Genomic DNA, 25,071 nt, shown 5'->3' with positions numbered 1-25,071 from the left:
TTGGAATTTTCAAAATTAGTTATAGATACCGAAAGATTAATCATACGTCCCTTTAAAAAAGATGATTATAGCGATTGGTACAAGCAGTTCGATAGTAGAATGCCCTCGAAATATAAATATGATGACGGTCGTCCTTCAAGCATGTCTACTTATACGGAAGAATGGTTTATAGACTGGATTGATGGTTTCAATGAGTTAGCAAAAAAAGATAAAATGTACAACTTGGCAATATTTCGTAAAGAAGATGGAGTAAACGTAGGGAAAGTAGAACTTATAACTATCTTGCGGATGGATTACCAATGGGCGATGATGGGCTACTCGATTCACAATCAGCATTGGAAACAAGGTTATGGATTGGGAAGTGTATTAGCAGCAACAGAAGCTTTCTTTTCAACTTTAAATTTTCATCGAATCGAATTACATATAAATGCGGATAATTATCCCTCGATCCGACTAGCGGAAAAAGTTGGTTTTATGTTCGAATGTGTAAGGGAAGAATTTTCACTTGATAATGATAAATGGACGGATTTTTTGATTTACTATAAAAATAGTATATAAGTTTTGAGGCAATTGTTAAGCAAAAGAATGGGTAGGAAGAAATACGGAATGTACTCATAAAAAAACTTCTAGCTAACTTAGCTTTAGAAACTGTATAACTAATTGATTCAGCTAAAAATGTAAATAGTACTAAGGGCATAATATTTATTAATTCACAACTTATATTGGTTGTGATAGAATACAAATAAGTTAATAAAATGGTTTGAGCTATTGAGAGACCTAACAACATTTTTGCAGGTATGCATGAATGTGTGTTTAGGTCTCTTTTTTTGTGTTCTTAAAACCGATAGAGAGGGGAAAAGAATAATGGGACAATTATCAGCAATTGATAGAAGTGAAACACTTGAGAAAATGGGGAAGGAGCATTTTGATCTACTTGTAATTGGAGGTGGAATTACTGGCGCAGGTATTGCTTTAGATGCAGTGACTCGTGGATTAAAGGTAGCGTTAGTTGAAATGCAAGACTTTGCTTCTGGAACGTCTAGTCGATCTACGAAGCTTGTTCACGGGGGGTTACGCTATTTAAAACAATTTGAAATTAAAGAAGTAGCAGAGCTTGGAAAAGAAAGAGCGATTGTTTATGAAAATGGTCCACATGTTACAACTCCTGAGTGGATGCTTTTACCATTCCATAAAGGTGGTACGTTTGGCAAATTCTCAACTTCATTTGGATTGAGAGTTTATGACTTTTTAGCTGGGGTCAAGAAGAAGGAAAGAAGAAGAATGTTATCTAAAGAAGAGACTCTTGAAAAAGCACCGCTTATTAAGAAGGAAGGTTTACAAGGTGGGGGCTTATATGTTGAATACCGGACAGATGATGCACGTTTAACTATAGAAGTGATTAAAGCAGCAGCTGAAAAGGGAGCATTTATCGTAAATTATGCAAAAGCTAATAGTTTTGTATATAGTAAGCAAGGAAAAATAACTGGTGTATTCGTAGAAGATGTTATAACAGGTAAAGTTATTGAAGTTCAAGCGAGTAAAGTAATTAATGCAACAGGTCCTTGGGTAGATGAGTTAAGAAAAGAAGATGGTTCTAAAACAAAGAAAGGTCTAATTTTATCTAAAGGAATTCACCTTGTTTTTGACCAAACAGTATTTCCACTGCATCAAGCAGTTTATTTTGATACTCCAGATGGAAGAATGGTATTTGCAATCCCGAGAGACGGTAAAGCTTATGTAGGTACGACAGATACATTTTACAAAGGTGATCCTAAAGATATGAGTATTTCAAAAGAGGATAGACAGTATATTTTAAATGCGATTCAATACATGTTTCCAGAGATAAATGTGACCGATAAAGAAATTGAATCTAGTTGGGCGGGAGTTCGTCCATTAATACATGAGGATGGAAAAAATCCTTCTGAAATATCAAGAAAAGATGAAATTTGGGAATCGGAAAGTGCACTTATTACTATTGCTGGAGGTAAGTTAACTGGTTATCGTAAAATGGCAGAAACCGCTGTAGATATGGTTGTGAAAAAGTTAGATGGAGAACAAAAATTCGGTGAATGTCTAACAAAGAACTTACCTATTTCTGGGGGGAATGTTGGTGGCTCTTCGAAAATGCAGGACTTTCTAAAAGAAAAAGTAAAACAAGGTAAAAGTCTTGGTTTAGAAGAACTAGAAGCAACTCTACTCACAAAACTATATGGATCTAATGTAGACATTGTTTTTTCTTATTTGCAAGAGGAGAATCAAAATATACCACGTGTTTTATATGCGCAGTTAATGTATGCAATTCACCACGAAATGGCTATTAAACCAGTAGATTTTTTTATAAGAAGAACTGGTCAATTATTATTTAACATTGCTAATGTTTATAAATGGAAGGACCAAGTACAAACAGAAATGTCGTCCATTTTTAGTTGGACTGAGGAGCAAGAAAAATATTTTAATCATGAATTAGAGAAAGAAATACAAAACGCTACTACTGTACATGAAACTACTCATGAAATTTATTGAACATACTAATTTATAAAATCCATTTTATAAATATTATTATGGCGAGGATTTATTATTTGGTATGAACTATAGATTCAAGGTGAGTCTCTTTCCTACTTTGTTTATAAAACTATGATGGAAATGTTTCAAGTTTACAAACGGAAGTCTATGAATAATTCACTTTGTACTATAGTATAATAGAGCACTTATCCAAATATAAAGAGAGGGAAGATAATATGCCTTTTCATAATCAAAAGATACTTCCAGCAATGCGTAGTCTAAAACAGTTAGAAGAGTTGTTAGAAAGCAAGTATGAATATATCGTCTTGTTAGAAGTTCATATAAGTAATCTAAAGACTATTAAATTAGAAGCTAATAAGTATGGAAAAAAATTAATCATTCATGCGGATTTAATACAAGGCTTGAAAACAGATGATTATGCGGCTGAGTTTCTTTGTAATGATATACGTCCCGCAGGTATAATATCCACCCGAGCAAATATGATTTTGAAAGCAAAGTCAAAAGGGATCATCTCCATACAACGGATGTTTTTATTGGATACTATTGCTTTAGAAAAAAGCTATTCATTAATAGAAAGAACACAACCAGATTATATAGAAATATTGCCTGGAGTAATTCCTCAATTAATAAGTGAGGTACATACAAGAACTGGAATACCTGTAATTAGTGGTGGATTAATCCGTTCGGAAGAACATGTTCGAGATGCATTAAATGCTGGTTCTAAGGCAGTTACTACGTCAAATAAGGAGCTTTGGACTGTTTTTAAGTAACAAAACAACAATCATAATTCCAAAAGTAATTCCACCATAAAAAATTTATTGTTTCAAATACCATTGACAATAGTTTGAATTATTTATAAAATGTGGGTAGGTTAACAAAAAGTGGTTGAGTTTTGAGCCCCACATTTACGCGTTCTGCCAAAAGGCAGATGTTTAAATGTGGGGTTTTTCATGTTTTTTTCGAAACCGCTTACAAAAAAAGGGGGAAATGGAATGACAGCATTTTTAGGAGAATTGATTGGTACTATGATTTTAATCGTCTTTGGAGCAGGAGTTGTTGGTGGCGTCCTGTTAAAAAAATCCAAAGCGGAAGGTTCTGGATGGATTGTGATCACAGTCGGATGGGGTCTAGGAGTTGCAATGGGTGCTTATGCGGTAGGGACTTTTAGTGGGGCACATCTAAATCCAGCTTTAACGATTGCCTTAGCAACTATTGGTGATTTCCCGTGGGCAGATGTTCCGGGATATATATTAGCTCAATTGTTGGGAGCGATGATTGGTGCAACTATCGTATACTTTCAATATTTACCGCATTGGAAAGAAACTGAGGATGCTGGTGCAAAACTTGGTGTGTTTGCAACAGCCCCTGCAATTCGTCATCCACTATCAAATCTAACAAGTGAAATAATTGGTACGTTTATATTAGTCCTAGGAATTCTAATGATCGGAGCTAACGAGTTTACAGAAGGCTTAAATCCATTAATTGTTGGTGCACTAATTATAGCGATTGGTCTTTCACTTGGTGGAACAACGGGCTATGCTATTAATCCCGCACGTGATTTAGGACCAAGAATAGCTCATTTTCTGCTTCCTATTTCTGGTAAAGGGTCATCTGATTGGAGTTATGCATGGGTACCGATAGTCGGACCAATTGTTGGGGGAGTATTTGGAGCACTTTTTTATCAGCAATTTTTTACTGGAACTAACAGTATCGCATTTTGGATAGTGGGAGCTGTAATAATCGCAATTTTCTTAGGGGCACAATTAACATTAAACCAAGATTCCAAGGTAAATGTGAAACAAGGAAATATTAATAGAGCATAATTAGAAACTAAATCGGGGGAGATAAATATGGAAAAGTATATTTTAGCATTAGATCAAGGAACAACTAGCTCAAGAGCAATATTATTTGATAAAGAGGGAACTATTTTTCATACTTCACAACAAGAATTTACTCAATATTTTCCAAAGCCAGGTTGGGTTGAACATAATGCAGATGAAATCTGGAGTTCTATCTTAGCAGTTATTGCTGGTGTTTTATCCGAGAAAAATATTAAAGCAGAGCAAATTGAAGGGATAGGAATTACCAATCAACGAGAAACAACAGTTGTATGGGATAAAACAACTGGTGAACCTATTTATAACGCAATTGTTTGGCAGTCTCGTCAAACTGCTGGGATTTGTGAACAATTAAAATCACAGGGTTTTGAAGAAAAGTTCAGAGATAAAACTGGGCTATTAATAGATGCTTATTTTTCAGGTACGAAGGTAAAGTGGATATTGGATAATGTTGAAGGAGCTCGAGAAAAAGCAGACAATGGTGATCTATTGTTTGGGACGATTGACACTTGGCTAATTTGGAAGTTGTCAGGTGGAGAAAGACATGTGACAGATTATTCGAATGCTTCTAGAACGCTCATGTATAATATCTATGATTTAAAATGGGATAATGAATTATTAGAGATCTTAGGGGTACCAACAACGATGTTACCAGAAGTGTGTCCATCTTCAGAAATATATGCGCACACAACAGGGGAAAGTTTCTTTGGGCATAAAACGCCAATTGCTGGGATTGCAGGAGATCAACAAGCAGCGTTATTCGGTCAAGCATGTTTTGAAAGTGGAATGGTGAAAAACACGTATGGTACCGGCTGCTTTATGTTAATGAACACCGGTGAGAAAGCTGTAAAATCAGAACATGGATTATTAACAACAATTGCTTGGGGAATTGATGGTAAAGTAGAATATGCACTTGAAGGAAGTATATTTGTTGCAGGATCTGCAGTTCAATGGTTACGTGATGGTTTAAGAATGTTTAGAGACTCTGCTGAGAGTGAGCGATACGCAGATAGAGTAGATTCAACAGATGGTGTTTATGTAGTTCCAGCTTTTGTAGGTTTAGGAGCACCTTATTGGGATAGTGATGTAAGAGGTGCTGTGTTTGGATTGACTCGAGGTACGTCGAAAGAACATTTTGTACGTGCAACTTTGGAATCGCTTGCATATCAAACGAAAGATGTACTCGATGCAATGGAAGCAGATTCCGGTATATCATTGAAATCGTTGAGAGTAGATGGAGGGGCTGTAAAAAATGACTTCTTAATGCAATTCCAAAGTGACATACTTGACGTTGAAGTAGATCGTCCTGTTATTAATGAAACAACTGCTTTAGGAGCAGCGTATTTAGCAGGATTAGCAGTTGGTTATTGGAAAGACAGAAGTGAAATCTCTGAGAGATGGAAAAATGACAAGTCATTCCAACCAAAAATGGAAGAAGAAAAAAGAAATAATTTATATGATGGATGGCAAAAGGCAGTGAAAGCTGCGAAGATATTTAAATAGTAGTTTATCAAATTAAGTAAATACAATCAGAAATCAGCCTCTATAGATGGGGCTGATTTTTGGTTGGTTTGACGAAATATTGGTTAAGAATCAGCCAAAATAAAACTTGGATATTTGTTCAATAAATAATTTTTCTAAATCTCCTTTCTTTTTCAAGATGATGAAAGTGGAAACAGTAGGTAAATCGAATAAATCGAAATGGGGCTGCATTATTTTGCCCTCCAATAGCTCACGGCGAACGATTGAGTGTGGCAAAAAGGATACTCCTAGATCATCTTGTACAAAACGTTTGGCAATATGGGCCTGTGTTACTTTCATTGTTCTAATTCCACTGATCTTCTTATGTAGTTTCACAAGAAGATCATCCCAAAAAACAGGATGATGATGGGTAAACAAATAATTGTTCTGCAAAACTCCCTTAATATCAATGGGAGGACCGCTTTCTTCATCGTAAATGTCTACCGGCATAACGAATAAAATTGGTTCCTCATAAATAGTAATGGATTCTATGCCTTTTGTTTGTGCGTCAAGTGCCGAAATGCCGATATTTACTACTCCTGAATCTACTAGACCTTCGATAAGATAGGATTCCTCCACTCGAATAGTTATTTCCAAGTCAGGTTGTAGCTTCATAAACGAACGTAAAAAATAAGGAAGAATCGTCTCAGCCATAAGTGGTGAAATCGCAATTGTCCACGTTCGACGATATCCTTGTTTAAAAGCATGCATTTTGTGAATAGTGCTTTCTGTACTGTTCACAAGCTTTTGTGCTTCGGGTAGAAAGTATCTTCCTGCTTCCGACAAGGTTACTCGATTATTTTGCCTATCAAAAAGAGTGGATCCCAAATGTTCCTCTAGTAATCGTATATGAACGGTGACACTTGGTTGAGACATCAACAATTTTTCAGAAGCCTTTCGAAAGTTAAGTGTCTCTGCAGCAATACAAAACGTTTTCAGCCATTGATATTCCATATAGTCATCACCTTTGATTAATAATAGTAATTAATATGATTATATATATTTAATTTTTTTTATCAAGTTCTTCTCTTATACTAAAGAAAAGGAGTGGTATATATGTTCCAAAAGGGATTAAAAGATGTTGTAGCAGTTCATACAAAAATTGCTTCAGTGGATGGGGAAGTTGGGGAACTAAGATATAGAGGAGTACTAGTAGATGAGCTAGTTGCATCTAGTACATTTGAACAATTGGCTGGCTTTTTATGGACTGGGGAAAGTGGCACTGAAAAAGAGCTCGAATTGAATCATTGTCGAGAATTGCCTGCACATATAATAGCGATTATTGATGCACTTCCAACCGAAATATTTTTAATGGATGCTATGAGAACGGCTATTTCTGCATACTCACAATCAGCATTTAAAGAAAAATTAATAGAAGAGCAGGCAGTCATATTAACAGCTGCACTTCCGATGATTGTGGCTAGACATTATCGAAATCAGCAAGGACTTCCTATTATAGAATCGAATAAGGACCTTTCCTACACAGCAAATTATTTGTGGATGCTAACTGGAGTAATTCCAAGTGATGTACAAGTAGAAGCGCTAGAAACGTACTTGAAACTTACAATGGAGCATGGTCTGAATGCATCGACCTTTGCTGCACGTGTAACGATTTCAACCGAGTCAGATTTAACAGCAGCGATTACTTCAGCAATTGGAACAATGAAAGGGCCTCTACATGGAGGGGCTCCATCAGGTGTTATTTCTATGTTAAATGAATTCGAAGATCCTACACAAATCCGTACGATTGTTAAAAATAAAATAGAAACCGGAGAAAGGATAATGGGCTTTGGTCATCGAATTTACAAAACAGAGGATCCTCGTTCAATTATACTGCGAGAGAAATGTTTAGAGCTTCAAGGAAAAGATGCATGGCTAGATATTGCAACAATCGCAGAAAAAGAAATCATCGAGTTATTAGCGGAGTATAAACCGGGTAGGAAGTTATATACGAATGTAGAGTATTATGCGGCAGCTATTATGCGCTCTATTAACATGCCGTCGGAATTGTTTACTCCGACCTTCAGTGTCGCTAGAATGGTTGGTTGGACAGCCCATGCAATTGAACAGTTGGAAGACAATACAATTTTCCGTCCACAGTCTATATACGTAGGGCAAATAAAATAATTCTTATAAGATACCGTTTCAGTAACAAGAAAAGGTATCTTTTTTGAATTGAAAAGGAAATCTCATAATTTAAGCGAATATACAGATATGGATGCTAAAACGAAGGGAGAAAATATAATATGAAGCATATATTAGTAGGTGTAACGGGGATAATTTCAGGAATAATGCTATTTGGCATGACGTGGATTGCGGCAGCAATTTATACAACAAGAGGTGGACAATATGGACAATTTACAGACGCTCTATCGAAGATTGGATATTTTCCTATATTTATTAGTATTTTGTTAGTAATAACAGGTGTATGTTTTTTAACAGTGGCTTTTAATAAATATTTAGTGGAGAAATAAACTACATTATTCAACATCGTTGAAGACTATCATTTAAATGCGGAAAATTATCTGAATAATGAAACCTTTCTCTCGATTTAGAAGTATAGTAAGAAAGGTAAAAAAGGGGAGAAATAGAAAGGTGGGAAATAATATTTTAGTTTTAAAAAATGCTAATGTAATTGATGTTGAAAATGGTTCTATAGAGAGGGAAAATATCACGATAGAAAATGGCATCATTATAAAAATCGATAGTGAAATTAATGAAGAAATTAAGGGGAACTCCGATGTTACAGTGCATGATCTTCAAGGAAAATGGATAATACCAGGTCTTATTGATATGCATGTACATATAAAAGAAGCCTTTGCTCCATTGTTCACCGCTTCTGGTGTGACGACTGTTCGGAATACAGGAGGCAATGTCAATGAATTGAAGGATTTAATCCAAGCATCAATGGAAGCACCTACGCCACGAGTAATTTCGGCAGACCGTATTATTGATGGACCACCTGGTTTATGGGGAGAGCCAAGTCCTTGGAATATGAATGCTGATAATCCTCAAGCTGCTCGGAAGGAAGTAAGAAGACAGGTAGAAGCAGGCGCTGATTTTATCAAAGTATATGGCTGGTTGCCAAAAGAAGCTATGATGGCAGTTGTAGAGGAAGCTAATACATACAATAAAGAAGTGAGCTGTGATTTAATTTATTCTAATGACGTTACAGCAATAGATGCAGCAATAATGGGCATAAAATGGAATGAGCATGCATCTGGTATAGTGCAGGATATGTATTCAGAGTGGGCTATGCAAGCTGATGATGCTGTGTGGGATTCTATTGATTGGGAACAACCTGATAAAGAGAAAATTGAAGCAGTTTGTAAAGTGCTTATCGAAAACCAAGTGATTATTTGTCCAACAATGGTGTTATTGGATCAAGCGAAGCTTCTTGAAAACTATTGGTATCCAAAAAATGAAGTAATAACGAAGCTTGAAGAAAACGAAGGATTAGTTAATCAATGGAAATACTTTTTAAGTCAACCAGCTTCTTTAGAAAAAATAGGTAGACAAGCAACGATGAATAAGACCATTGCCAAAGCCTATTATGACCTAGGTGGGCAAGTTGTCGCAGGAACAGATACACCCGCTGGGATATTCACCATTCCTGGAATGGCGCTACACCGTGAATTAGAATTGTTTGTACAAGCTGGAATAACCGAAATAGACGCTCTACGTGCTGCAACGATAAATGCAGCTAAGGCTTTAAAACGTCCAGATCTAGGAGTAATTATAGAAGGTGCAATAGCAGATATCGTCGTTTTAAATGATAATCCATTAGAAAATATAAAGCATACACAAGTGATTAATATGGTGATTAAAGGAGGACGTGTGTATACCCAAAAGGAACTTTTTGAAGAAATTCCTGATGTAGAAACAGTTATGAAAAACTTAGAAACTTTTATAACTGCATGCGAGCTAACTGCAAGCAAATAAAAAGGAGAGTGTATAGGTTGCAAATAATAGATACAGTTCCATATTTCTTTACTAACTATGAGCCAACAACACAGTCTTTACGAAAATATTTGAGGAGTATTTTAATGGACATTGTAAGGACACTGAGGATAGACATTTGCAATCCATTGAAAAATATCCTCATTATTTTAATTCAATTAAAGAAGTACACGAAAATATTCAATCAATTATTCCTGAAATAGCTGGTGCATATAAGAACAAATATAATTTATCCTTTCCAGTCGACATTAATTTGATAGTCGGCGGGTTTGGATCCAATGCATATACTTATCGACAAATCATTCCAAATATTACTTTTGCGTTAGAAAAGCTATCACCAAATCCCGATCATCTACGCGTAATTGTAGCTCATGAATTTGGTCATCTGGCTCAATATATTATGTCGGATGATGCAGGAATGGATTGGTCAAAGTCTCGATGGACACATCCGCTCATATGGCTATATAGAGAAGGGATTGCAACGCATTTATCCCGGCAAATAGCTGATAATATTCATCCCTCTGTCTATTTTTCTTATTATGACGAAGGTGTCCATTGGCATACTTTTGCTCAAGCAAATATGATAAGGATCAAACAAGCATTTATGGAAGATTTTAAAGTTTTAACTTCAGAGAAACTACTTCACGAGTGGTTTTCTATTAATGGAGGAAATAGATTTGGTTATAGTAGATTAGCTTACTTTCTAGGTGATCAGTTTGTCCTTGAATATATGGAGAAGCATGGTGAGCTAGCCACCATTATTGCTTGGAGGGAAGAAAGATTTGAAGCGAAAATAGCACAATGGCTATCTCAGGAAGGAGCAGATAAAAGTGAATAATTTTGAAGAATATAATGATCCAATTTCCTACGATATTGAAAACGATGCCTATACTAGTGAACTTAATTTACTTACAGAATGGGCTATCAAACAGGGAGGACCAATTATAGATCTGGCATGTGGGACCGGGAGAATGACAATTCCTTTAGCTAAAAAGGGCTTTGAATTGATAGGGGTAGATTTACATAGAGGTATGCTTGAACATGCTAAGAGGAAAGCGGAAAATTTAAAAATACAAATTAAATGGTTAGTTCAAGATTGCACAGTGCTTCAACTAGAAGAAAAAAGCCCGTTTATGTTTATGGTTGGGAACTCCTTTCAACATTTTCAAACAAATGAACAACAAAATCTTGTTTTAAGGTCTATACATAGCCATTTAAAAGCAGATGGAATTTTGGTATTTGGGATTAGGTTTCCAACGGCGGAAGAATTGCTCCAACCAAATACAGAAGAGTATTGGAAAACATATATAGATACAATTGAGAATAAAGAAGTAAAAGTATATACGATTAGTAATTATAATCCTTTAGAACAAATACAGCATTATACAACAATCAGAAAATATATGGATATAGGCAATGTTGTTAAGGAAAGAAGAACGAACATTAGTTTAAGATACACATATCCTAAAGAAATGGAACGGTTACTATTTGAAAACGGACTAGATATTTTACATGTCTATGAAGATTGGAATAAATCATTATTAAGTAAAGATAGTGATGAGATGATTTATGTTTGTAAAAAAAGATAAAATTGCACTAAGCACTATCTGACGTGGCTTATTTACTAATAAGCGTGATATATGTTAGGTAAAGGATAGTAAGGTTCATATATGTGTGTTTAAAAAGTCACTCATAATCTTGGTAAATTAAACGGTCAAGATGAGTATTTAAAATACCTAATGTTTCTAAACGCAGTGCTGATTTAAGAGTGAGGATTATTCCTCACTCTTTTTTATAGGACGATATAGTTAGGTTTTCTATATTATACCTTTACTATTTGATTCAACTTTTCAAAAAAGTTTATTGACAGTATCAGTAAAATGTTTTATCTTTGTGTTAACCTTAAAAATAAATTAGGTTAACACATCGGGGGAGGTTTTATATTTTGGAAAAAAGTAATATTTATCAATACTTATTAGCGGCAATTGGGGCTGCTATTATAGCAATACTCGCGCAGGTGACGATTCCTCTGCCACTTGTACCAATTACAGGGCAAACTTTTGCAATCGGTTTAGTAGTTACCATTTTAGGTATGAGATTAGGTGTATTATCGGTGATGGTATATATATTAATCGGAGCGGTAGGAATGCCAGTATTTAGTGGGATGTCAGGAGGATTAGGAATTGTAGTTGGACCAACAGGTGGCTATATTGTTGGTTTCTTGCCATCTGCAATACTTATGGGACTTTATATGAGAAAATTTGGTGTCACAATTTCACATGCTATTATAGCTAATTTAATTGGTATGGTTGTTACATTGGTATTCGGGACGGTTTGGTTAAAAATAATAGCTGATTTGACGTGGACTGCAGCATTTATGGGTGGCGTTGCTCCATTTATTATCGTAGGTGTAATAAAAGCAGTACTAGCTGCATGGTTTGGAGTTGTCGTTCGTCGTCGATTAGAAACAGCACGTTTAATCGTAGCTAATACATAAAACAAAATGTTTTTTGTTTAAATAACTTCCAGGGTAGTTTTAAATGATGACGGGTAACCTTGAAAACATTTGTAGTGGACCTTTTTTATGTCGGAAAGAGGAGGTAGCAAGTGGAATAGATAGCTTGCTGTCCACTTGCCACCTGAATTCATATACAAGTAATTAGTTTTCTGTAGAATGGGCAGTGAGTCAGGGAATGATTTTGGATTTGTTCGATTCATTGATTGGGAAAAAGACAGATAAATTATACTTTGCTCATAATCTTTCACTTGTTGACAAATTTTAATAATGAATGATTTATGTATTTAGATGGAAGTTATTAGAAGGTAGTAGAAATCCATTTAAATAAAAGTGCTATAAGATAAAGAGGTACACCGACAATGATCAGCCCTGCTATAAAGTAAGATACATAATACAAAATATCATGTATAGCACCAGCAAAATCATCAATAAAACTTTTCATGATATATCACAACTCCTTCACTATTTACTATTTTAACATAAATAAATTAAACTTCTTGTGAAGTTCAGAATTTTATGTATAATTATCTTAACAAATATAAAATAGTAGCGATGAAGAGGAAAAGTAAAGTGATGATGTTATAAAGAGAGCTTCTGCTGGTGGGAACGAGGCAAACTAGTCATTTGAACATGATCTCTGAGCTTCGTACTGAACGTTATGTGACTAGTAGGATACGACAAGGTTTGGCACTTGTTATCCCTGTCAAAGTATAAAGGCTAATTGCCATGTACTTATAAAGTCAAACGATGTGAGTTGTTTGAAAATTAAGGTGGTACCACGAGTATAATAACCTCGTCCTTATCGGAAATTTTCCGGTAAGGACGAGGTTTTTTGTTTATTAATAAGGAGGAATAGGAAATGAGTATTTTTATTGGAGGGGCTTGGCCTTATGCAAATGGCTCTTTGCATTTAGGACATATAGCAGCATTATTGCCAGGGGATATACTGGCAAGGTATTTTAGACTAAAGGGAGAGGATGTACTATATGTTTCGGGAAGTGACTGTAATGGAACACCTATTTCTATAAGAGCTAATAAGGAAGGGATTCCTGTAAGGGAAGTAGCCGATAGATACCACGATGAGTTTGAAGATTCATTCCGTCGTCTAGGGTTTTCTTATGACCTCTATACGCGAACAGACAGTGAGAATCATCACCAAGTCGTAAAGGAACTATTTTTAAAGCTATTAGATAGTGGGTTTATTTATAAAAAAGAAATAGAACAGACCTATTGTGAGATAGACAAACAATTTTTACCAGATAGATATGTAGAAGGGAAATGTCCAAATTGTGGTAGCAGTGCTCGTGGAGATCAATGTGATAATTGTTCCAAGATATTAGATCCATTAGATTTAATCGACCGAACGTGTAAGCTTTGTGGAAGTGAACCGACAACCCGTAAAACGGAGCATTTTTATTTTGAGTTAAGTGCTTTTCAAAAACAATTAGAGAAATATGTTCACGAAGCTAAGATTAATGAGTTATGGAGAGATAATGCAATTCAATTAACGGAGCGGTATTTAAAGGAAGGACTGTTAGATCGAGCAGCCTCTAGAGATTTGCCAAATGGAGTTAGTATTCCTGTAAAAGGTTATGAGGAAAAGAAAGTTTATGTTTGGATAGAAGCAGTAGCAGGATATTATTCAGCAAGTAAAGAGTGGGCAAAAAATTCTAAAAAAGAAGATATAGCATATTGGTCAGAAGAGACGATCTCATACTATGTGCATGGAAAAGATAATATCCCATTTCATACACTAATTTGGCCAGCAATCTTATTAGGGATAAATAACCAGGCATTACCTACACATATTATTTCAAATGAGTATTTGACGCTTGAGAAAAGAAAACTATCTACAAGTCAAAAATATGCGGTTTGGATACCTGATATTTTAAAAAGATATCATCCTGATTCCATTCGCTACTTTTTAACAATCAATGCTCCAGAGAATCGTGACACTGATTTCTCCTGGAGAGAATTTATATACAGCCATAACTCGGAGCTGCTTGGTGCATATGGAAATCTGGTGAACCGAACATTTAAATTCGTAGAGAAGTTTTATGAAGGTAATATACCTGTAAACAGTATATATGAAACAATTATAATACAAACAGAAAGATTATATGAAGAAGTAGGAGAGCTAATAGAAAAAGGACATTTCAAATTAGCATTAGAAAAAATATTTCTATATATTCGTAATGGGAACAAATATTTTGATGCTCAAAAACCGTGGATACAACTAAAAGAAGAGGAATTAGAATGTAAAGGTACGATTGCGACTTGTGTATACATTATTGGCAATATAGCACAAATATTATCACCATTCCTACCCTTTTCAAGCGAAGTGGTTAAGGCAAATCTCCGAATAGATAAATTCACTTGGCAGCCTTTTAATCCGGCACCAATTCAGTTGCAAACGGTTAGACCTTTATTTGAAAGAATAGATATTAGTGTAATACAAGATGAACTAGATAAACTAATGGAAAGTGCAAATTGGCAAACATAACCATGTAAAAGGAGTGGAATTCCATGGCATTTTATGAAATTCCACTCAAGTTCTACTTTTCTTTTTTCACAATAGTATAGTCAATACTCAAAAAAGGAATGGAGAAGATTTTCATCCGATGTTTAGCAAAAAGCTCCCCATTTGGTTCTTCATCTATAAAAAACTGCTCTTGAAGAGGAAGCTTAAAAACAATGTTACGAAACGTCAAGTAAATTCCAGCATCAGAATTACCGTTTCCGCGACTTGTTAATAGTAGGTTTCCATTGTTTTGCTCATGCAGTTCAAGTATGCCGATCATGGATGTGAAAGGGAGTGGCAGTGCAATATTCATATAAGTTTTCTCGCCCTTTACATATGAAGAGTATAAGGCGACAAAAATAACGTCAGATTCTATTTTTCGAAGCCATGCCCTAGTTCTAATACGACCGTCGTTAACAGCAATAATGTCGCCAGTCATTTCCGTTTTCTTAGAAGAGTAGGGTAAATTCAACTGTTGGATTTTTTGACTAATAACTCCATAGACAGCCGCAATTGGTTTAAACCACGGATACCAATGTACTTCTGAAAACAAATGGTATTGTTTAGTATTTTCGTAGAATTCTATAATTGTAGGCTTCACATTATCCCTGTTAATATAAACCCCCATATCATCTACGAGTCCAGTGTAGCTTTCGTCACCTTTGTTTTTCTCTAGTATTTGTTCACCAATAACAAATTTCCCACGTATATGACTTATTGGAACATTCAATTCTTTGTATAGGGGAGCAGGTGTTGAAATAGACCAACCGATAATACCAACTAATCCAAATAACAAACAGTTAAAAAATCCGTGAAACTTTAACATAAACTCAATACTGACATGGAATACTCCAAAAGCATTTCCAAGTGCATATAGTAAAGAGAATATAATAGTAATTCCTAATGCACTAAACGAAATTAAAATCAGCGTTTTTTGTACAATCCCTTTAAATGGAATTTTAAACGCTAGAACAATAAAACCATAAATCCCGATAATATATAGTAGTACAGATACTAACTCAAGCCAAGGGGAGAATGTAATCCCTGCTGCAACTATTAATGGTGATACTAAAATTATCGTAGCAAAGAATGGGTAACTCTTAGGTTTATAAAGTCTACCAGCAAACCCTATAAAAATAGGTAATAGAAAAGAGGAATAATGGAAATGGATTGCCGTAAGCCAAGTTAACATAGGGGTGAACCCAGTATCAAACCCTATTTCATAAATAAAATACCATATCCCTCCCAAGAATAAATACATGAGGCCAGTATCTATGGAAAACTCCTCTAAATGAGTAAATCCTCTTTTAGCAAAACGTATAAATCCGCATATAGCAACGGCAAAGGTAAACAGTAAATAGATGAAAGCAAGGATAAAGTCAAAACTAGTTTTTTCTGTTATTTGAGGTACAATAACCGAAAAAACAGCAGGAAGAACAAAATAATACATTCGTATTTTTAGTTTTAGAATGAGTTGCAAAGTTAGCGGGACATATAAGAGTTGTGCTATTGTCAGCATTAAAAAGTGCCAAGGATTCACAGTAAACAATGCAGTAAAAGTAAATAAAATTATATGTATACTAGCAAGAATCTTATAGGTCATCAGCTCGGAATTCCCCCTTATATTCAAATAAAGTACCAATTAGCGGGTTCGTAATCCATACATGTATACAAAAACTATCATTTTCCTTCACATAACTTTCCTTGACTAAAACATTTCCTTGAAACAATTTTGGAATAGGCAATTCAAATTTTCCAAGTAAGATGCGTTGTTTTTGTGATTCGATTCTTATATGTCCTTGATCTGTAACTTCAAAAGTCAACTCAGAGTAAAATAGACTAGGTTCACCCAGATAGTCCTTCACTAATTGCTTATCAATGTCTAAGGTCATGAGAGCATTAAAATCCCGGTTAATATTTGGGAAATAAAATCTTCTTTCCCAGTGAACCTGTTGCTCACCGTTAGATCCAATTTGTTGTTTATTGATAATATGAAAAGGTATATTATTCCCATGTTCAGGGAACAAGAATTTTCTGCGTGCAGCAAATAGTTTGAATAGATACAGCCACTTTGGACCACTAGTTATTTTATGCATAACTCCAGTTGCTTTAAAGGTTTTATCATCTTTAAACCCATACCTTTTTTGAAGCATTGGTTGCATTTTATAAAATTGTTTACCAAGAATTTCTTTATAAATGGACATGTTTGAGCTCCTTACCTTACGCGTTTACATCTTCTAGCTGTAAGGATATCCTTACTTAATAACAAGCCAATGATCGTTAGGACGATTAACGATAAGTTAAATGTTATCGGATTGAATGGATGTGAAAGTACCGAAGAGTCGGCAACTATTGCAGAAACGGTTAATAATGGCAGTATTGCAAGTTGTAATCCTAGTAATCTTTTTTTATTTCGATAAAGAATCCAAATCAAACCAAAAATTATCTCTATGACACCAATGATTGCTACCATATTATGAGCTTGACTTGGCTTAAGAGGTAAGAGTGCAAAAGTCAAAGCAACTTCCTCTGGATGCATCATGATTAGTTTGGGTATCAATCCTTGATAAATCCAAACGAAAAAGAATAGTAGTGTAATTATCCAATGTGTAAAAAATCGGAGATACTGCGCTGATGGGGCATCGCCTTTTTCCAGCCATCTTTTTAATACATCAAAACTAAGTGCTGTGGCCCAACCCATTAAAGGTCTGAAAACGATTTTATCTATCAGCTTGCCTAAAGTGCCAAATTGCACATCATAATCGTATTGTGTAAAAAACTTAGTAGTATTTTGTTCCGGAACATACTTCCAGTAACCCTTTCCTTCCTTAATAGGAGATAGAAGATTATCTGTTCCAAAATGTAGAGAAGATGTTCTTGAATTATCCTTTGCATGAAAGGTACCGACGCTTTTTCCCCAACCTGCTATAGCTATACCGAACCCTATATTCGTTTTATATTCAAATAGTTGTGCTTCATTTTCTTCTTTTGGCAAGTAAGTAATAGAAGAAAAGCGTAAGTCCCATTGCTCATGCAATGTGGGATTTTGGGAAGCCTCCCAAACACGTTCTACAGTATCTTCAATCAGAATTTCTACATATATTGGTTTGTTTTTCATTATTGCACCCCTTCCTGAGAATACCACAATGGTATGATCTTTTGCCTATTCGTTATCATTAAATTTCAATTTATTCCGTTTAATTTACTTCTTCTTTCAAAGAGTAAATTATCTCTCCATACTCCATTGACTTTCCCAATTCGTTCACGATATCCGACATCTCTAAAACCATGGTTTAAATGTAGATGAATACTAGCAGTATTTTCCGGGAAAATAGATGACTGCAAGGTCCAAAATCCATTTTCTTCAGATGTTTTTATTAAATGATCTAAAAGCATATGTCCCACGCCCTTTCCTTTTGCTTTCGGATGGACATAAATACTAACCTCGCCGACCCCACCATAAACCATTCTGTTAGAAACAGGAGAAAGTTTATACCAACCTAATAATAGATCCCCATCTTTAATAACATTGCTACATTTTTTGAAACTGTTAGATATCCACGTGTCAAAAGTTATAGGTGCTTCCGTTTCGAAAGTAGCATTATTTGTTTGAATGCCACATTCATAAATATATTTAATTTGCTCCCAATCTTTACTAGAAGCTTTCTCGAATTTTAAAAGCATAGTGTTTGCTCCTTCAAAAAGTTATTTTATACTTGCATTATACAAGTAATTATAATATAAATAAATAAGGGAGTGAATTCGATGGAAAACAAACGAGAATTATTTCAGCTTTTAACAAGAAGATTTGGACTACTCAATAAAAACTGCTGTTCCATTGGTGCAGTAGAAATATCAACTGTTCAAAGTCACATTATATATGAAATCGATAAACAGCCTGAATCCTCTATGCAACAAGTAGCAGAATTATTAGCGATGGATATTACTACCTTTAGTAGGCAAATTCAAAACCTCATTAAAATGGAGCTCGTCACAAAATCAGCTTCTGCCCAAGATAAAAGGGTATCCTTATTAGCTCTAACCGTACAAGGTAAGTTTGTTGCCACTACAATTGATGAATCGATGAATACTTATTTGGAAGAAGTGTTCTCCCACATGAATGAATTCGAACGTGACACAGTTTTACGTTCAATAGAACTATTAAATAAAGCTATGTCCAAATCTAGTGTCTGCTGTAATACGGTATGCTAACATAAAATTTAATTGTAAAATACAAGCATTTAAAGAAGGGAATCCTTTATTATGATGAATTTTAATATTATTGAAAAGTCTTTATGTTGTATACCTAATAATGACATAGATCATTTGCCTGTCGCAATTATCGGTGCAGGGCCAATAGGACTTGCGGCTGCAGCTCATTTAGCCGATCGAGGCGAACCTTTTATCCTAGTGGAATCGGGAGAAAAAGTTGGTTCTAACATTCGTCACTGGGACCACGTTCGATTATTCTCTCCATGGCAATATAATATTGATAAAATTGCCAGTAAGCTCCTAGAACATAATAATTGGATCGCACCACCAGCTGAGGAATTACCTAATGGCAAGGAATTAGTTGAACTATATTTAGAACCACTTTCAGAATTACCTCAAATACAACCACATATTTTATTTAATTCTATTGTTACTGCAGTAAGTAAAAAGGGATTAGATAAAATGAAGACCGATAAACGGGAAAATGCATCTTTTGTTATATATTTGGAGCAAGATGGAACTACAAGCCGTATAGAAGCAAAAGCAGTAATAGACGCCTCTGGTACTTGGTCACATCCTAATCCTATAAACACCGATAATGTTTGGACACTAGAAGAAAAAGTCTTACAAGAGCATATTTATTATGGCATTCCTAATATTGCTACAAACAGGGATAAATACAGTGATAAACGAGTTGCAGTAATTGGGGGAGGGCATTCTGCTATTAACACTATTCTTGAACTTACAGAGTCAGGTAGTCAAGAACTTTACTGGATTATGAGGAAGAAAAAAGTAGAGGATGCTTATGGTGGAGAGGAAAAGGATGCACTAGAAGCAAGAGGTGAGCTTGGTAGTAGAATTCATCAATTAGTGGATAATGGAACAGTAAAACCAATTACTCCATTCTATATACAGCAACTAAAGGACGCACCAACAGGAATTCAAATAATTGGTCAATTAAACGGAAAACCTTTTGAACTAGAAGTAGATGAGATTATTGCCAATACAGGAAGTCGGCCAGATTTTTCTTTCTTGAGAGAAGTCAGATTAAGTGTAGATGCTGGCACAGAAAGTGTAGAAGCTCTTTCCACTTTAATAGATCCCAATTTGCATAGTTGTGGGACAGTTCGTCCTCATGGTGAAGAAATTTTGCGTCAACCAGAAAAGAACTTTTACATTGTCGGGATGAAGAGCTATGGCCGTGCTCCTACATTTTTAATGGCAACTGGTTATGAACAGGTTAGATCGGTAGTTGCCTATCTATCTGGAGATTTAACAGCATCGAAGGCAGTAGAATTGGATTTACCGGAAACTGGAGTGTGCAGCACGAATATTAAAGCATCTCAAGCAGGTTTATCCTGCTGTGGAGGATGCTAAAGGAGTAAATAATTATGCCTGTTAATAATGGTGGCAAATTATCAATAGAGTATTTTATATCCTATTTAAAACTAATTATGGCTACTAAAACGTGTTCACTGGTAGAAGCAAGAGAATATATGTTCGAGCATTTTTTTAAGGGTAACAAGGATACATTTGGAGAGTACAGTTACTATCACTTTTTACAGGCAGCAGATATATATAATCAAAAATAGTTAACAACAAGGGAGAGTATAAATTGACAGATGCAATATTAGCATCACTGATATTCCTAATTACACTTGCATTTGTTATTTGGCAGCCGAAAAATTTATCAATAGGCTGGACAGCATGTGGCGGAGCTTTAGTAGCTTTGTTAGTGGGAGTAGTTGGTATTCAGGATGTTCAGGAAGTAATAGGAATAACATGGAATGCAACGTTGTCTTTTGTTGCAATTATACTTATTTCATTGATATTAGATGAAATTGGATTGTTTGAATGGGCGGCACTCCATATGGCAAAAGCAGCGAAAAGTAATGGAGTCAAGATGTTCATTTATGTAAGTATATTAGGGGCAATAGTCGCAGCGTTTTTTGCAAATGATGGAGCAGCATTAATATTGACCCCTATTGTATTGGCAATGGTACGTCATTTGAATTTTAAAGAAGCAATGATCTTTCCATTTATTATGGCAAGCGGATTCATTGCAGATACGACTTCGCTACCATTTGTAGTTAGTAATTTAGTTAATATCGTTTCGGCAGACTTTTTCCAAATTGGTTTTGTGGAATATGCTTCAAAAATGATTATTCCGAACTTATTCTCGTTAATTGCAACGATTAGTGTGTTATTTATATATTTCAGAAAAAGCATTCCAAAAACATATGATTTATCCAGATTAAAAGAACCGAAAGAAGCTATTAAAGATTTAAAAATGTTCCGTCTTTCCTGGTACGTATTATTAATACTACTAGTTGGTTATTTTACTAGTGAATTCATAAATCTGCCTGTTTCAATTGTAGCAGGAGTTGTTGCCATATTTTTCATATTAATGGCGAAAAAGAGTCATGTTGTGAATACTAGTAGTGTAATAAAAAATGCACCATGGAATATAGTGTTTTTCTCGGTTGGTATGTATGTCGTTGTATATGGATTAGGGAATGCATGGCTTACACATTCGTTAGCAGGTGTAATTCAGTTTGTGTCAGAACAAGGTTTATTTGTGGCAACCATGTCCATGGGATTCATTGCAGCCTTTCTATCATCTATTATGAATAATATGCCTACAGTTATGATTGATGCACTTGCGATTGCTGAAACGAATACTTCGGGAGTAATACGAGAAGCACTTATATATGCAAATGTAATTGGTTCCGATCTAGGCCCAAAAATTACGCCAATTGGTTCACTTGCGACATTAGTATGGCTACATGTCCTATCTCAAAAAGGGGTGAAAGTATCCTGGGGCGTATATTTTAAAACAGGCATAATTTTAACGTTACCTATTTTGTTCATAACTTTGTTTGGACTTTACTTAACGTTATTAATTTTTTAAGGAGATTTTTATGACAAAACAAACGATTTACTTTCTATGTACAGGTAATTCCTGCCGTAGCCAAATAGCTGAGGGGTGGGCAAAGAAATACTTAGGTGATAAATGGATTGTATTTAGTGCTGGGATTGAGGCGCATGGACTTAATCCGAATGCCGTAAAGGCTATGAATGAGGTCGAAATTGATATTTCTAGACAAACTTCTGATATTATTGACTTAGAAATTCTAAACCATGCAGATTTAGTCGTAACGCTTTGTGGAGATGCAGCAGACAAATGCCCGATAACACCACCAAATGTTAAAAGAGAACATTGGGGCTTCGAAGACCCAGCGAAAGCTACTGGAACTGCAGAGGAAAAGTGGAGTGTATTCCAACGAATTCGTGATGAAATCGGAATTAAAATTCAACATTTTGCTTTAGAGAGTACTAAATAGGTCTAATATTAAAAGCACTTTTCACTATTCGGAGTGAAAAGTGCTTTTTTATTTATTCGTTTGAATCATCCGATGAATCATCTGTGGTATCATCATTCTGTATTTTTTCTTCTTCATCATTCGCTTCGTTTTCAATTCCTGCGTCATTTTCTCCATCATCTTCTATCAATGGATCATTTACTTCAATTTCATCCACATCTGTATCGTCATCACCACATGCTCCGAGAATAAGTAATGAAGATAACGCTAAAGGTAATGCAATCATTTTTCTTTTCATCCTATTTGCCTCCAGTTTATAAGAAATTATTTTATAGACTTAGTTTCTATGTACCTCTTTTTCTAAAACATAAACTTTTAAAATCTGTTTAACAACTAAAAAAGTAGATGGAGAATATTATTCAACTCCATCTACTTTTTAGCAGAAATCTTTATTATACTTTGCTTTTTAAAGCTTATACTTGATTTAAATACCAAAATAATCTTCACTTAAAGTAAAATCAATAAGTAGGTTAAATACTTTCATATAATAGGCCTAGTGTAAAAGGGAGTGGTCGGAATGTTAGTGAGAGAAGTGAGAAGCAAAGGTTTCTGAAGCAATTGGGATAGCTTTAGTGCATGTAGAAAGCAGGAGGACTACCTATAAAAATATTCTTCCTAATAACTTCTTAATGAACTTATCCTATAAAAGGCGAGAAGCATTCTGGGAAGCAAATTGCGGGTGAGAAATTAAATGAACTCATATATGGATGGGATAATATTAACAATATAGTTCATTGAAAGTACTGACTAAAATAAACCACTGTTTTACAAGTTCTAAAAGGGCATTTGCGATATTAAGCTAATAGAATTTGTATTGATGACAAGATAGGAGATTTACATGAGTGTGTTATTGGAGTTAATCCGAATTATTATTATGTTTGCTATTGTGGGAAGTGCTTTAGGTTATTTATTGAAAAACATATATTTAGAAATGGGCATTCATCCAGAAAAGTTAGGTTCGATTGGATTTATTGCTATTTTTGTTTTGTTTTTTGTTCTATATAGAAATAAGTTGCAATTCAGTGGTTGGTACAAGGGGAAAGGGAGAGAAAAACTTCCGAGAAAAGTCTCGCAATTACTTATTTTAAGTTCTATTGTTTTACTATTAATACCACCGGTTTTGAAATTGTTATTAGGGTAAAGCTGGTTGGTCTATGAAAAATTGACAATTACATTACGGAATTCCCTGTCAGAGTATATAAACCTTATAAGTTTACTCTTCTCTCATTTATTTTTACTCTAATTAGAACTAGAAAAATTTTGTTGCATAATATTTATATACAATTGGATACTAAGCAGGAATGTAAAAGGAGAGATACTACTTATGGCCATATGTCCTTTATGTAATTCATTAAAAGTACTCAACATAAATTGTCCCAAATGTAAAACTCAGTTGGAGGACTCAGGAAAAGTATCTGATTTTTTGGATCCATACGGTCATTATAATGATGAAGAGACCGTGAAAATGGGAGATGGGTATCCGAACACAGCTAAAGATAAGATTTGTCCACATTTAATGGTTTGCCAAAATTGTCAATATGATGTGGTAAAGTTTATACAGGAGGAGTAGGGGAGAATTCGCTCATCTAGTCGTGTCTCCGAAAAAAACTCAAGTAATAACTACTTGAGTTTTTTTGTTTCTACTTGATCATTAGAATTGCATATCATTTAGGCCAGGACTGTGTTCATTTGGCATTTCTGGCATCAAGGGAACCGGAAAACCAGCGGGTGGATCAGTGACAGTTAGGTCACCATGATTACGACTAGGGCTAGTACCATTAATGATTTCAGCAATTCTAGTAGGATCTAAACGGAAGTTGAATGTGGAATTATGATAACCCATATCTATATATTTCTTACACTCGGGGTATTTGTTTATATCGTAATTTGGGACAGGGAATAGTTTTCCCCACTGTACACCAAGTGTTTCTAATGCCTTAGCAAACGCATTTTGGTGGGAGTTATCTCTTACGATAAGGAACGCAAGCGTTTCTCTGAATGTTTTGTTGGAACTCATTTCATAAATTCTAGTTTTTTGGAGGACTCCTGTTGACTCAAGAACAAGGTTGTCAAGTAAATCTCCTATTAAATTTCCGTGACTATAAACCCATGAACCATTCCAGGGATTTCCTGCCGCATCGACAGGTAAGGAAGCTTGCGCACCAATAATGAAATGGTGAGGGTTTGCATGTTTTATTGCTTCATCGAGAGGAGCCCCATCTATACCAGCATTTCCAGGCACTGCGGATTCACCTGACCCATTTAATAACTGATTAATCGTATTTTGTACTAATTCTACATGAGCAATTTCCTCTAGAAACACTCCTCTAAGTAAATCTCTAAATTGTGTTTCCTTTCCTCTAAAGTTAGAGCTTTGAAAAAAATACTGCATCATTGTACGCATCTCACCAAAATGGCCACCTAATATTTCTTGTAATACCTTTGCAGCAGCAGGGTCTGGTTGGTCTGGGACTATTTGATTTATCAATTCTTCCTTATAATAATACATTCCTCATCCTCATTTCATTATTTATTGATACCTAGTATTTGAATCACAATCACCTTTATACATTAAATATAGTAGATGTTTTTATT

Annotated in this window: 26 protein-coding genes and 1 other annotated feature; of the genes, 18 read left to right on the top strand and 8 right to left on the bottom strand. The window is 35.0% G+C overall.

Annotated features, from left to right (window positions below):
• From MKY60_RS10900 to glpK, 5 genes are all read left to right on the top strand, one after another.
• Complete coding sequence (locus tag MKY60_RS10900) at positions 1-558, top strand: GNAT family N-acetyltransferase (protein ID WP_340929838.1); 558 nt, start codon at positions 1-3, stop codon at positions 556-558.
• A gap of 306 nt (positions 559-864) precedes the next feature.
• Positions 865-2,523, top strand: a complete 1,659-nt coding sequence (locus tag MKY60_RS10895; RefSeq protein WP_340929837.1) for a glycerol-3-phosphate dehydrogenase/oxidase — start codon at positions 865-867, stop codon at positions 2,521-2,523.
• Positions 2,524-2,738: 215 nt separating this feature from the next.
• Complete coding sequence (locus tag MKY60_RS10890) at positions 2,739-3,293, top strand: glycerol-3-phosphate responsive antiterminator (protein WP_241599661.1); 555 nt, start codon at positions 2,739-2,741, stop codon at positions 3,291-3,293.
• 222 nt (positions 3,294-3,515) lie between these two features.
• Positions 3,516-4,346 carry an MIP/aquaporin family protein gene (locus MKY60_RS10885; RefSeq protein WP_340929835.1) on the top strand — a complete coding sequence of 277 codons (831 nt, stop codon included), beginning with the start codon at positions 3,516-3,518 and terminating at the stop codon, positions 4,344-4,346.
• A 27-nt stretch (positions 4,347-4,373) separates the two neighbouring features.
• Positions 4,374-5,864 carry a glycerol kinase GlpK gene (gene glpK / locus MKY60_RS10880; protein ID WP_340929834.1) on the top strand — a complete coding sequence of 497 codons (1,491 nt, stop codon included), beginning with the start codon at positions 4,374-4,376 and terminating at the stop codon, positions 5,862-5,864.
• A 90-nt stretch (positions 5,865-5,954) separates the two neighbouring features.
• On the opposite strand, the gene MKY60_RS10875 is transcribed toward glpK, so the two are convergent.
• Positions 5,955-6,836 (bottom strand): LysR family transcriptional regulator, encoded by an 882-nt coding sequence (locus MKY60_RS10875; RefSeq protein WP_340929832.1) that lies wholly within the window; start codon positions 6,834-6,836, stop codon positions 5,955-5,957.
• Between the two features lie 102 nt (positions 6,837-6,938).
• Here MKY60_RS10875 and MKY60_RS10870 point away from each other — a divergent pair, with 102 nt between their 5' ends.
• The 6 genes from MKY60_RS10870 (at position 6,939) to MKY60_RS10845 (ending at position 12,339) form a co-directional block, all read left to right on the top strand.
• On the top strand, positions 6,939-8,009 hold the full coding sequence (locus MKY60_RS10870; protein WP_340929830.1) for a citrate/2-methylcitrate synthase: 1,071 nt from the start codon (positions 6,939-6,941) through the stop codon (positions 8,007-8,009).
• A gap of 119 nt (positions 8,010-8,128) precedes the next feature.
• Positions 8,129-8,356, top strand: coding sequence for a hypothetical protein (locus MKY60_RS10865; protein WP_241599651.1), 228 nt, complete (start codon positions 8,129-8,131; stop codon positions 8,354-8,356).
• 121 nt (positions 8,357-8,477) lie between these two features.
• Entirely contained in the window at positions 8,478-9,824 is a 1,347-nt protein-coding gene (locus tag MKY60_RS10860) for an amidohydrolase family protein (protein ID WP_340929827.1), read from the top strand.
• 136 nt (positions 9,825-9,960) lie between these two features.
• A complete protein-coding gene (locus MKY60_RS10855) occupies positions 9,961-10,680 on the top strand; it encodes a hypothetical protein (RefSeq protein ID WP_340929825.1) in 720 nt (239 codons plus the stop codon).
• Positions 10,673-11,431: a class I SAM-dependent methyltransferase gene (locus MKY60_RS10850; protein WP_340929823.1), complete on the top strand. Its 759-nt coding sequence runs from the start codon at positions 10,673-10,675 to the stop codon at positions 11,429-11,431. Before MKY60_RS10855 ends, MKY60_RS10850 begins: the two co-directional genes overlap by 8 nt.
• Before the next feature lie 356 nt (positions 11,432-11,787).
• On the top strand, positions 11,788-12,339 hold the full coding sequence (locus MKY60_RS10845; protein ID WP_241599644.1) for a biotin transporter BioY: 552 nt from the start codon (positions 11,788-11,790) through the stop codon (positions 12,337-12,339).
• 319 nt (positions 12,340-12,658) lie between these two features.
• On the opposite strand, the gene MKY60_RS10840 is transcribed toward MKY60_RS10845, so the two are convergent.
• Complete coding sequence (locus MKY60_RS10840) at positions 12,659-12,802, bottom strand: hypothetical protein (protein WP_269915672.1); 144 nt, start codon at positions 12,800-12,802, stop codon at positions 12,659-12,661.
• Positions 12,803-12,903: 101 nt separating this feature from the next.
• Positions 12,904-13,164, top strand: a binding site (T-box leader).
• A 55-nt stretch (positions 13,165-13,219) separates the two neighbouring features.
• Here MKY60_RS10840 and metG point away from each other — a divergent pair.
• On the top strand, positions 13,220-14,863 hold the full coding sequence (gene metG / locus MKY60_RS10835) for a methionine--tRNA ligase (RefSeq protein ID WP_340929820.1): 1,644 nt from the start codon (positions 13,220-13,222) through the stop codon (positions 14,861-14,863).
• Between the two features lie 52 nt (positions 14,864-14,915).
• Here metG and MKY60_RS10830 read toward each other — a convergent pair whose 3' ends face one another.
• The 4 genes from MKY60_RS10830 to MKY60_RS10815 all read right to left on the bottom strand — a co-directional run bounded on the left by MKY60_RS10830 (position 14,916) and on the right by MKY60_RS10815 (position 18,565).
• On the bottom strand, positions 14,916-16,484 hold the full coding sequence (locus MKY60_RS10830) for a YndJ family protein (protein WP_340929818.1): 1,569 nt from the start codon (positions 16,482-16,484) through the stop codon (positions 14,916-14,918).
• Positions 16,474-17,085 (bottom strand): DUF4166 domain-containing protein, encoded by a 612-nt coding sequence (locus tag MKY60_RS10825; protein ID WP_340929815.1) that lies wholly within the window; start codon positions 17,083-17,085, stop codon positions 16,474-16,476. Before MKY60_RS10825 ends, MKY60_RS10830 begins: the two co-directional genes overlap by 11 nt.
• Before the next feature lie 11 nt (positions 17,086-17,096).
• Positions 17,097-17,999 (bottom strand): DoxX-like family protein, encoded by a 903-nt coding sequence (locus MKY60_RS10820; RefSeq protein ID WP_340929813.1) that lies wholly within the window; start codon positions 17,997-17,999, stop codon positions 17,097-17,099.
• 65 nt (positions 18,000-18,064) lie between these two features.
• Positions 18,065-18,565, bottom strand: coding sequence for a GNAT family N-acetyltransferase (locus tag MKY60_RS10815; protein WP_340879755.1), 501 nt, complete (start codon positions 18,563-18,565; stop codon positions 18,065-18,067).
• 81 nt (positions 18,566-18,646) lie between these two features.
• On the opposite strand from MKY60_RS10815, the gene MKY60_RS10810 reads away from it, so the two are divergent.
• The 5 genes from MKY60_RS10810 to arsC are packed head-to-tail and all read left to right on the top strand — an operon-like array spanning position 18,647 to position 22,437.
• The gene (locus MKY60_RS10810) at positions 18,647-19,093 is read left to right on the top strand and encodes a MarR family winged helix-turn-helix transcriptional regulator (RefSeq protein WP_241599630.1); all 447 of its coding nucleotides are present in this window, start codon (positions 18,647-18,649) and stop codon (positions 19,091-19,093) included.
• Between the two features lie 54 nt (positions 19,094-19,147).
• Positions 19,148-20,470 (top strand): NAD(P)-binding domain-containing protein, encoded by a 1,323-nt coding sequence (locus MKY60_RS10805; protein WP_340931090.1) that lies wholly within the window; start codon positions 19,148-19,150, stop codon positions 20,468-20,470.
• Between the two features lie 14 nt (positions 20,471-20,484).
• Positions 20,485-20,685 (top strand): hypothetical protein, encoded by a 201-nt coding sequence (locus MKY60_RS10800; protein ID WP_340929812.1) that lies wholly within the window; start codon positions 20,485-20,487, stop codon positions 20,683-20,685.
• 23 nt (positions 20,686-20,708) lie between these two features.
• On the top strand, positions 20,709-22,004 hold the full coding sequence (locus tag MKY60_RS10795; RefSeq protein WP_340929810.1) for an arsenic transporter: 1,296 nt from the start codon (positions 20,709-20,711) through the stop codon (positions 22,002-22,004).
• Between the two features lie 10 nt (positions 22,005-22,014).
• On the top strand, positions 22,015-22,437 hold the full coding sequence (gene arsC / locus MKY60_RS10790; protein ID WP_340929807.1) for an arsenate reductase (thioredoxin): 423 nt from the start codon (positions 22,015-22,017) through the stop codon (positions 22,435-22,437).
• Positions 22,438-22,489: 52 nt separating this feature from the next.
• Here arsC and MKY60_RS10785 read toward each other — a convergent pair whose 3' ends face one another.
• Positions 22,490-22,714, bottom strand: coding sequence for a hypothetical protein (locus tag MKY60_RS10785; RefSeq protein ID WP_241599626.1), 225 nt, complete (start codon positions 22,712-22,714; stop codon positions 22,490-22,492).
• A 600-nt stretch (positions 22,715-23,314) separates the two neighbouring features.
• On the opposite strand from MKY60_RS10785, the gene MKY60_RS10780 reads away from it, so the two are divergent.
• On the top strand, positions 23,315-23,617 hold the full coding sequence (locus MKY60_RS10780; protein WP_340929805.1) for a hypothetical protein: 303 nt from the start codon (positions 23,315-23,317) through the stop codon (positions 23,615-23,617).
• 510 nt (positions 23,618-24,127) lie between these two features.
• Here MKY60_RS10780 and MKY60_RS10775 read toward each other — a convergent pair.
• Positions 24,128-24,985 carry a manganese catalase family protein gene (locus MKY60_RS10775; RefSeq protein WP_241599624.1) on the bottom strand — a complete coding sequence of 286 codons (858 nt, stop codon included), beginning with the start codon at positions 24,983-24,985 and terminating at the stop codon, positions 24,128-24,130.
• Positions 24,986-25,071: the final 86 nt, after the last annotated feature.

It is taken from the genome of Psychrobacillus sp. FSL K6-1415 (genome assembly GCF_038003185.1).
Classification (GTDB): Bacteria; Bacillota; Bacilli; order Bacillales_A; family Planococcaceae; genus Psychrobacillus; species Psychrobacillus psychrodurans.
This window is presented reverse-complemented; position numbering and strand designations above follow the sequence as displayed.